Annotated in this window: 7 protein-coding genes; 1 reads left to right on the top strand and 6 read right to left on the bottom strand. The window is 37.7% G+C overall.

Features of this window, described 5'->3' with window-relative positions:
* Positions 1-229: 229 nt before the first annotated feature.
* From HDE70_RS04445 to HDE70_RS04430, 4 genes are read right to left on the bottom strand one after another with little or no spacing between them, the layout of a single operon-like run.
* Positions 230-1,201: a 2,3-diaminopropionate biosynthesis protein SbnB gene (locus tag HDE70_RS04445; RefSeq protein ID WP_183888245.1), complete on the bottom strand. Its 972-nt coding sequence runs from the start codon at positions 1,199-1,201 to the stop codon at positions 230-232.
* A 17-nt stretch (positions 1,202-1,218) separates the two neighbouring features.
* Positions 1,219-2,196 carry a pyridoxal-phosphate dependent enzyme gene (locus HDE70_RS04440; RefSeq protein ID WP_183865480.1) on the bottom strand — a complete coding sequence of 326 codons (978 nt, stop codon included), beginning with the start codon at positions 2,194-2,196 and terminating at the stop codon, positions 1,219-1,221.
* Between the two features lie 50 nt (positions 2,197-2,246).
* The gene (locus tag HDE70_RS04435; protein ID WP_183888243.1) at positions 2,247-2,747 is read right to left on the bottom strand and encodes a hypothetical protein; all 501 of its coding nucleotides are present in this window, start codon (positions 2,745-2,747) and stop codon (positions 2,247-2,249) included.
* Between the two features lie 46 nt (positions 2,748-2,793).
* Positions 2,794-3,420, bottom strand: a complete 627-nt coding sequence (locus HDE70_RS04430) for an RNA polymerase sigma factor (protein ID WP_183888241.1) — start codon at positions 3,418-3,420, stop codon at positions 2,794-2,796.
* Positions 3,421-4,008: 588 nt separating this feature from the next.
* On the opposite strand from HDE70_RS04430, the gene HDE70_RS27475 reads away from it, so the two are divergent.
* The gene (locus HDE70_RS27475; RefSeq protein ID WP_183865477.1) at positions 4,009-4,572 is read left to right on the top strand and encodes a CPBP family intramembrane glutamic endopeptidase; all 564 of its coding nucleotides are present in this window, start codon (positions 4,009-4,011) and stop codon (positions 4,570-4,572) included.
* Positions 4,573-4,751: 179 nt separating this feature from the next.
* Here the strand turns inward: HDE70_RS27475 and HDE70_RS04420 are convergent, their stop codons facing one another.
* Complete coding sequence (locus tag HDE70_RS04420; RefSeq protein ID WP_183888239.1) at positions 4,752-7,040, bottom strand: Gldg family protein; 2,289 nt, start codon at positions 7,038-7,040, stop codon at positions 4,752-4,754.
* A gap of 10 nt (positions 7,041-7,050) precedes the next feature.
* On the bottom strand, positions 7,051-9,834 hold the full coding sequence (locus tag HDE70_RS04415) for a M16 family metallopeptidase (RefSeq protein ID WP_183888237.1): 2,784 nt from the start codon (positions 9,832-9,834) through the stop codon (positions 7,051-7,053).
* Between the last annotated feature and the right edge of the window lie 4 nt (positions 9,835-9,838).

Below are 9,838 nucleotides of genomic sequence, written 5' to 3'. Positions count from 1 at the left end.
AATTTACGGGTAATTTTAGAGTGCAACTGTTCAGGGTTTATAAAGACAGTTAGCATTAAATAATGAACATAGCAGAGGTCCGGCAGCGCAGCATTTGGTTACAGCAAGCGGCCGTAGGGTCCGGATGACATTATTTAGTTTAGGAAGTAAATGAATGAGAGACATTTTTGAATAGGTTTAAGCTATATATCCACGATACCTGGTTCTGGTGGATATATAGCTTATATGATTAATCCGGCAGAGGAAAACCCATATTCTGATGTATTGCTTCGTGGTAATAATACCCTCCTACTGCAATATCAAAAATAGCCATCCCCATTGGGTTGAACATCACCACAGCCGCAGCTGATCTTTTTTCCAAAATGCCTTTATTGATTATTTCGGCTATCGTCAGTGTATCACTTTCCAGCAGCCCTTTTTCTTTATGCATGTTTTCAATATCAGTATTCTGCCTGCAAACTTCTTCCCAGTTATCAACGATGATAATATCCATAAAATCTTTCATGTCAACAGTATAATCTCTCAGAGATACGTTGAGCTGGAGAGAGCCTTTTTTAGGGGAGATATTAATATATGGCGCATCAGAAACTGTGCAGGTTATAAATATATCTGCTTCCTGATAACTTTCTTCCCAATTTGCGGCAACTGATACTTTATCCTGAACCTCACTTAAAATAGTATTTCTATCAATTGGATTGAGATCGTGGATCAGAACTTTATCAATCTGATTTCCTAAAATTGAAGTAATCATTCTCAGGTGCATCTGACCTATAGGGCCAAAACCGTTAATCCCAATGATTAATTTACGGTCACTGGTCCATCCTTTTAGAAATTCTTTGACTACCAGACCAGATACAGCCGCAGTTCTGATTGCACTTACTGTAGCTGTGTTAATAATACAACGTGGTATTCCCGAATCATGCTCATTCAAAATAGTCACAGAATTTGCTCTGAGCTTATTCTTATAAATATTATCAGGAAAACTGGCAATCCACTTAATTCCAGCCCAGGGAGTTTTCCCGCCGATATATGCTGGCATCGCAATAATCCTGTTTTTAGGATCTCCAAATCTCAAATATGGTTTAATTGGCTGTGAATAATCATTTGCGTGAAGTTGTATGACGGCATCCTTAATTACTGCTGTTAATTGTTCCCAATTAAAACCAATCTCATTGATATTATTTGCATTCAGATATAACATGATTTCTATTTTACAGCTTAAAAATTAGTGGAAAGAACTTCTTCATTTAATTTGGCAGCCAATTGGTTACCCCATTCTTCGTTATAAATGGTATCTAAATAGGTATGGCCTTTATCTGGAAAAATTAACAGAGAGGTAGCCTTTGATTCTTCGATATCATTAAATCTGAAATAGTTTTTAGCAGCCAGATAAACCGCTCCGGATGATGCCCCGGCAAAAATTGCCTGCTCATTCAGCAGTTCAGTACATCCTCTGATAATACTCATTTGAGACATAATTACCACATCATCAATGATTGCATTTTCCATGATCGGAGGGATCTGACTTGCGCCTATGCCTGAGATATAGCGTTTAACAGGTTTGTCACTGAAGATGACGGAACCTTCTACATCAACGCCTACAATTTTCACTTCCGGTTTGTTCTTTTTGATGAAATCTGAAATACCAGTGATGGCACCGCTGGAACTTACAGCAACAAAAATATAGTCCAGCTCTTCAAAAGAGGAAATAATTTCTTCTCCAAGCCCGTAATAGCCTTTATAATTATTGGGGTCACCGTACTGATCTGCTATAAAAGAATCGGGTGTGACTGCATGTAGTTCGTTAACCACGTTAATCCTGGTCAAAAGATAACCGCCTGTATGATCCCGCTCAGTCACTTTGACCACACGGTGAGACATCAGGTTGAGCAATGTTTCGTAAGATGAATTAATATTCGGATCGATTACAGGAACGAACCGTAATTTCAATCTTTTGCAGATGGATGCTACAGCAATAGCAAGATTGCCTGAGCTGGATGCAATAATTGTAGTATTTTCTGAAATTTTCCCTGATTTAATACCGTTATAAATAATACTGAATGCAGCTCTGTCCTTCGAGCTGCCAGAGAAGTTATTGTATTCTAACTTCGCAAATAGATTGGCATCGTTGTTTTTCAATTCAATAAGAGGCGTATTACCTATAAAGGCAGCCAGCTTTTCTAGTTCTTTTAACATAGGTAGGTAGTTTAAAGATGAGATGTGATAATTTATATTTTCGTTTTTACTTAATCGCTTCCAACCTGATTCATAATTACGTAGTCGTCAGGGCGATATTTAGCTGAGTATATTAAAGAATTTTCCGGGTGGCCTGCCGGTTTATGGAGTTTATAATGCTTAACGGAATAGATATCCAGGAACCGGACTGCATTGATCTTACGCTCAATAGATTCATTTGTCAGTCCATAAAAAACGAATATAACAGGCAGAATGATTATTGCTGCTGCTGAGCTGATCCATGAAAAGAGGAAAAGTATATACCTTTTTTTCATAGCATATCCCTTGTTGATCAATGCACGCAATTTCAGATAATTCTGCTCTACTGCTTTTTCTCCTGCATGATACCCCATTGAAAGAACAATCGCTTTCAACTCTTCAAGACTTGCCTTTGTTCCGGGGTTCTCTTTTATCCTGTTTTCCCAGTCTCTGACATCTTGCTCATTCCTGTTTAAACAGTAATTAATGAATGTCTCATTTGTCAACAATTCATTCAAATATTTTTCTGACATCTGATTAATTATTTTTCTTAATAGAGCAGAAAACTTTATTTTTTCACTAGTGTATTTGAAAAAATAATAAAAATAAAATCATTGTGCCGATTGCGATCAAAAGATAGGCCTCCTGCTCTTTAGTAATTGTCGATTTCAGTTTATCAATCGCCTTATAAATAGTATTGTAAACGGTATTGATAGAAACCTTGTTCGCAATTGCTATTTCCTGATAAGATAAACCAAGATAAAATTTCTGATAAACCATGTTCCGCTGTTTGTCAGCAAGCTGGTTGATGTGATTTTTAACGATCTGAATCACTGTAGCACTCACACCTTTTTGGATATATTGATCTTCTACAGAGGGAGATAGGAGTGCAATAGGTACATCAAGCAAGCCGGTCACTTCTTCCGGATCAATTATACTTTTGCGATATAATTTTCTCAAAAAACAGGTTACAATATAATTATGATGATTGTTAACATTCTGAAGAGCAGATTTATTTTCCCATAGATACAAGAAAACATCATTAATCGCATCATTAACTGAGTCTTCACGAAAACTACGCTTATACCCTATTAAACTAAGATAATGATGATAATGCGAATATATTGTATAAAAATCGCCTTCTCTCTCTGCTATTGTAAAAGATTTCCAGATATGTTTTAGATCGCTCCCTTTTAATCTCACCATACATGAAACAATTTATTTTATTAAAATTTTATATAAAATAAAGCAACACATATTAATATAAAATCAACCTAATATCATTAATTGATTATATCAACAGGAATAAAAACAAGTCAGAAAACAGTTTATAATGGCTCCTAATTATAGTTGAGTGCTTAAAATTTTTAATATTCAGCAACTTCCAGATGCTATTAAAAAACATAAAATATTAGTAATAATTCATATTAATTTAATACAATCCAGAAGATTTCAACAATTAAAAAAGCTTTAAAACTATCATTGCTCGTAAATTATCTTTAAGCTTTATATTTATCAGAAACATACAGGATCAACCACTTACAAGAATGATATTTTTTTTTATAACTTTCAAGAAAACAATAATTAACCTCAATAACCAATAGATGCATTAAAGTTAAATAATAAAAAAATAATTACGTTTATTATTACACCAAATGACGATTGCCTGAGGTGAACGTTTCATTTGAAACTGAAATATTTAAATATCAAAAATCATACTTTTACCGGAACAAGGAATTATCATGTTGATTTCCAAGCAATAAATCTTTATTAAACAACTTATAATAAATACTCATGAGTGAAGAAATCAGATCTGCTATTCTAAGAATTTTACCCTTTATAATTGTACTTATTGTTATTACAACACTAATCCGAAACAAAAAAATAAGTTCACAAGCTTTTTACCTGAACAAGCCTGTATCCTACAAGAGCTATTTCATATGGGCCGGAGGGTTTTTAATTTACTCAGTTATTACAGACCTTATTTTACATAAGACAGGTAACCTGGAAATTGAAAAATGGCGACATCACTTATCACCGTCTATAATCCTGGTAATGGGCGCTGTGATATTAGGACCTATAGTTGAAGAATTACTTTTTAGGGCGAGAATTTTCGATTTAATGATCAAATGGTTTAAAAGCCTGCATTTGGCAAACTTTGTACAAGCTTGTATTTTTGTTCTGTTACACCATTTTACTTATTTCAATACCAAGTCTTCGTACATAGACATTGTACAAACCTTTGGAGACGCTATTTTATACGGATACGCCAGGATATATACCAAATCTATTTATACATCGGCTACTATGCATATAACCGGAAATTTAATTGCAACTCTGGAGCGATTTATCTTTTAATCTAATAAGTTCTGTAGGGGTTGTGGTATATATTGAAGTAGTACTTCAATATATACCACAACCCCTACAGAACCTGGCTACAATGTAACGTTATATGATAATCAGTTTACAGTTTTATGATCTTAAATTCTGTTCTCCTATTTACTGTTAGCCAGCTTCACTACATTTCAATAACTGTATTATTTACCTTTTCTACGAATGAGGATTACCATTCCCATTAGAAAAATTATGCTTGGGATTACGCCATAATAAATTATCTGTAACGCTTTTACACTGGTCCTGGTCAGCGTTGTTGCATTGTCTTTAGGCTCTGGCCTGCTTGTATCTATTGGAAATTCGCCATAAGCAAACCATTTGAAAATACCCTGAGCAAAACCTCCATTAACAGTGGTCATGTTCACCCTGGCCAATTCTGCATTGCTTAAAAAATCGGCATCCCCAGACACCATGATCCGTTGTTCTTTATTGTTCCGGTTTCTACTGAGCATCAATGCGACAGGAAAGCTACCTTTCTGATCTCCAGCTTTAACATCAAATACAGCTGTTGCCGAGTCCAGAACGAGTTTACCCTTTTTCAGCCAGCTGCTTTCCGGATTCGTCATCAATAGCGGATGAGTAGTAAAGGGGCCATTGGAATCATAGCTTAAGGCTGAGGCACCTGGCATGGACACTATCCATTTCTTCAAATAGTAAGGTTGTAATTCCGGAATCATTGCCACTGAACCAGCAGCTAAATTTGGCATCAGCAGGTCATTTGAATAGTCTTTGCTCTGTTGGACAAGCGTTCCATCCAACATTTTAACCCCAAGGGACTCCAGCAATGGATTGATGATACCTTGTTTACCAATCTCTCCTGCAACCATCAGATTCCCACCTTGATCGATATATTTCTGAAGTTTAGCAACCGCCCTCAGACTAAAGGCGACTTTAGGATCAGCAATTACTAATGCAGCGATACCTTCAGGTATTTCCCCATTTTCTAAAGATACACTATCTACATCAAATCCCTGATTGACCATGGAACCTCTGCTCAACTTTGTATTTGCCAAAGTTTTATAATCTCTATCCCCAATTTTATCCATACTGCGCTGATACCCATCCGTTGCAAAAACAACTTTAGGAGCCTTTACAATCAGTCGTTTTAGTGCCGCACCAGTTTCTGCTTCTTTAGGCCAGAAATAACTATCAGGAGAAAATGTTCTTAAAAAAGTTGTTCTATCTTTATATTTTAGCTGCATCACTACGCGTGCATTTTCTCCTTTCAGGTTAATCTTCTGCTTGATTTCGGCGGGCGTTAAAAACTTACGAAGGTCAAGTTTCATCAAGTTGGACATGAACATCACATAATGGTTAAAAGTGAAATTCTGCTGTTTCAATTGTTCGGTGATCCCAGGTATGCTATCGTAATAGTAAACCCATTTCATTTGAATATTAGGTTTAAAGCGCAGATAAGGTTCCCAACGGGCAATGTCTGCAATCCGCTTGTTGGGCGTTGCCTGGTTATAAGAATCTTCCAGACCATTCACGTATTCAGTCATCTCCACGGATTCATCACCCATATTCTTGAGAATTTCCTGCGTATTTTTACTGATTGTATTTTGTTGAGTTGCCGTCGCATCGTAGTAACCAATCATCTGCTGACGGGAACTTATATAGGTAATGGTTAAACCAACCAACACAATCAGCCCATATTTCATCACTTGTTGCAATACTGTTTTCGATACCCGCTCCAATTCCAGTTTAGTAATTGTTAAAGCAAGAAAAATCCCTGAAATCACCAGGTAATAAATGACATCACGGCTATTCAGCAATCCCGACATCATACGTGCGGTACGATCCGGCATAGAAAGGCTATGAGTCAGGTCACGGATAAAATCAATCCCTTGTCCAACTCTACCGATATAATTCATGAAAGCGAGCACGACAAAAGTACTGATCGCAGCCACTGCCTGATAAGTAGTTAAGCTGGATACAAAAATCCCTATGGCTGCAAAAGTATTGAGCATTAAATAAATGGCCAGTAGTGCAACTAAAATATGCGGATAGTCAAAATGAGGGATATAAATAGCTCCAATCACCACAAAAAGACAAATCACTGCCATAATCATCAGGTTATACAACATCATGGATAAAAACTTCCCGTAAACCACATGGCTTAATTTCACCGGAGAAGAATACAGTAATTTTATACTCCCGCTGCTGGTTTCCCTGCTGATGATGCCCATCGTAATCAAAGGAATATAGAGGTACAATTTATCCAGAACAGCACTCAGGACACCCGCATACTCTATGTTTACAAATAACTTATCTGTGAGCGCGTTGAGTGTTTGTCCGCGTGCCAATTCAGGTAATTTGGGTGTAAAGTCCATAGTCATTTGTATAAATAGGATGAGTAACATCAGCCAGGCAATCGGTGAATAAAATAGCAGGCTGAGTTCCAGCCTGGCTATTTGTATTATTTTCTTCATATGTCTATAATCAAGGGTTAGTTTTTTCAGGCATTAAAACCAGTTTCACATAATTTTTATCCTGAATGTATTTTACAGCAGCTTCCTGAACTGACTTTGTGCTGATACCATTTAAAGCCGCATCATAATCATAGAGCTGTGTTAAAGGTTCTTTATTCATCAACTGCGAAGCCAGGTAATCCATCCAGAACTCATTGTTCTTAGCACCTGTTTCCAGTCCGGCTTTACGCGCTGCCTTAAACTTCTGTAGGTTTTCCATGGAAGGACCTGATGTTCTCATTTTGTTCAGTTCATCCTGTACGGAAGCAGTCAGCTTCTCTGCATTCTTTGGGGCACAGTCAAATGAAACGATCATTGCAAACCGTCTTTTCGGATATTTAGATAAACTCAATTGTACATTCGGGGTATAGGTCCCTCCCTCCTGATCACGAAGACGCTGAGTAAGGCTGATTTTCAAGGCATCAGCAATCGCATTCATCTTAATTGTATTCTCAAAATTGTAGTCGAAATCACCTGAATATGCAAGAACTATACTTGACTTCTGTTCTGTGCCTTTATACACAGTTTTAGAAATCCGGCCCGCAGGAATGTTAATTCCAAGATCCTTAGCCGGCTCAACAGATCCTTTCGAAGGCAGCGAGCCCAGATATTTTTCCAATAGTGGTTTAACTTTTTCAACCTCTATATTTCCTACAAAAAGGAAGGTAAAAGCAGCTGCATTCGCAAATCGTTCTTTATAAATCTCAAAGGCCCGATCAAGCTTGATCGCTGATAAACGACTGATGCTTTGTGGCTTTTTACGCAAATGATAATTTCCCAACACCAGGTTCACTGTGTCCATAAATATCTGGCTGCGATTATCCTCTTTATTGATTAGCTGTTCTTTAGCCCTTCCTAAAAGTGTCTGATAGGATTCTTCATCTTTACGAGGTTCTGTAAAATAAGCATGCAGCAATTCCAATGCAGCTGGCAGGTCTTCTTTAGTCGTACTGCCATTGAACCCCTGGTACTGATCCAATATAAAAGGACTCAGCTGAACCTTTCTTCCGGTCATAAATTTGTCCAACTGTAAAGCATCATAATTACCAGCACCCGCAGCAGCAATGATATTTGCGGCATTGAGTGCACTTTCATAATCTGCATCGCCGGATAAAGAAGTTCCTCCTTCAGCCAAACCTTTAAATAGAATCTGATCATTCTGAAAGTCTGTTCTTTTCAATAACACCGTCATGCCATTGCTCAGACTGATCTTTTGAATACCGGCTTGTTTGATCTCTTCTACAGCACTGATCTTTCCTGGGACAGGTTCTTTTTTAAGCAAAGGAAGTTCCATTTCGTCTTCTTCCATTGGTGGCAGACTTTGCGCATACACATTTTCCAGCCATTTAAGTAAGGTCGCTTCATCTGGAAGAAATGATTTATTATACGCTGATGATTTCGCGATGATGTCGCGATCTTTAGCTTTCATATATTCCTTCATCAGCTCATTAATTTCATTCAGCGTTACCTCAGAAAGTAATTCTTTAGTCAGTTCTGCCTCTTTATTGATACCAGGCGCCGCATTACCGGTTAAAAAATGTTGCAGATAAGGTTTGATCAGCACTTCTGAAGCAGTCTTATCTTTTTCTTTCAAAGTTTCATCCATTTGAAACTGATAAGCTTTCTTAACCCTCTCCAGTTCTCCTTTTGTAAAACCCTGTTCCTCCATCCGGCGAAGTTCCAGCCATACACTTTTCAATGCTTGCTCCGTCTCTGCTGGTTTAGTTGTCAAGTTCACAGAAAAAGAAGTTAACCCACCCGACAAAGGTGCAAAACCGACAATAGGAAGCCTTCTAAACCGGATACTCACTAGCTCTGCCAACAATTTATTTTTGAGGTTCGCACGGTAATCTGCTGTCGTAAGAATGGTGTCTGCCAGCTGTTTCTTTATAATTTCTATGGAGATTCCAGTAAATTCTGAATCCAGAAACTGCATATATTGGTTTTTACCGGTCAGACTGACCCGATAAACAGGGCGTTCTTTCTCTTTCTCCGGATTATGAAGGTCTGAGAATTTCGCTTTGATCTTCTTCTCCATTTGATTCACATCAATATCTCCTACTACCAAAATAGCCTGAAGATCCGGGCGATACCAAGTCTTATAGAAACTACGGATTTGTTCTGGTGTAGCCTTTAACAACACTTCTTCTGTTCCGATAGGCAAACGCAAGCCATAACGGGAATTATTAGTATAAAAGGGAACGCTCTTTTCCTGAAGGCGTTGTGTAATTCCCTGCCGGAAGCGTTTTTCTTCCAGGATCACGCGACGTTCACGTTCTACGTCTTCCGCTTCCATATTGGCATCCTGCGCCCAGTCACGCATGATTTGCAAGCCATTGGCCAATAATTCCGGGTTATCCGAAGGTAAAGGTAGCTGATACACGGTTTCATCAAAACCAGTATTCGCATTGATATCAGCACCAAAACGCACTCCTGATTTTTCCAGGTAATTGGAGAGTTCTTTTTTAGGGAAATGTTTGGTTCCATTAAAGTTCATGTGCTCTACAAAATGAGCTATCCCCCTTTGCTGATCTGTTTCCAGAATAGAACCAACTTTATTAGCCAGATACATGGTCACCCGTTTTTCCGGTGTTTTATTTTTACGGATGTAATAGGTAAAACCATTAGGCAGCTTACCCATTCTTACTTCGGGATCCAATAGCAACGGCTGTGCATCCTGACTCGTTTTACAAGCAAAAGGGATGCAAAGCGCCATAAGAAATAAAAAGCTTAAATATTTATATTTGATGAACATGATA

Source organism: Pedobacter cryoconitis (genome assembly GCF_014200595.1).
GTDB classification, from domain to species: Bacteria; Bacteroidota; Bacteroidia; order Sphingobacteriales; family Sphingobacteriaceae; genus Pedobacter; species Pedobacter cryoconitis_C.
Note: the sequence above shows the minus strand (reverse complement) of the source record. Positions and strands in the feature narration are given on the sequence as shown.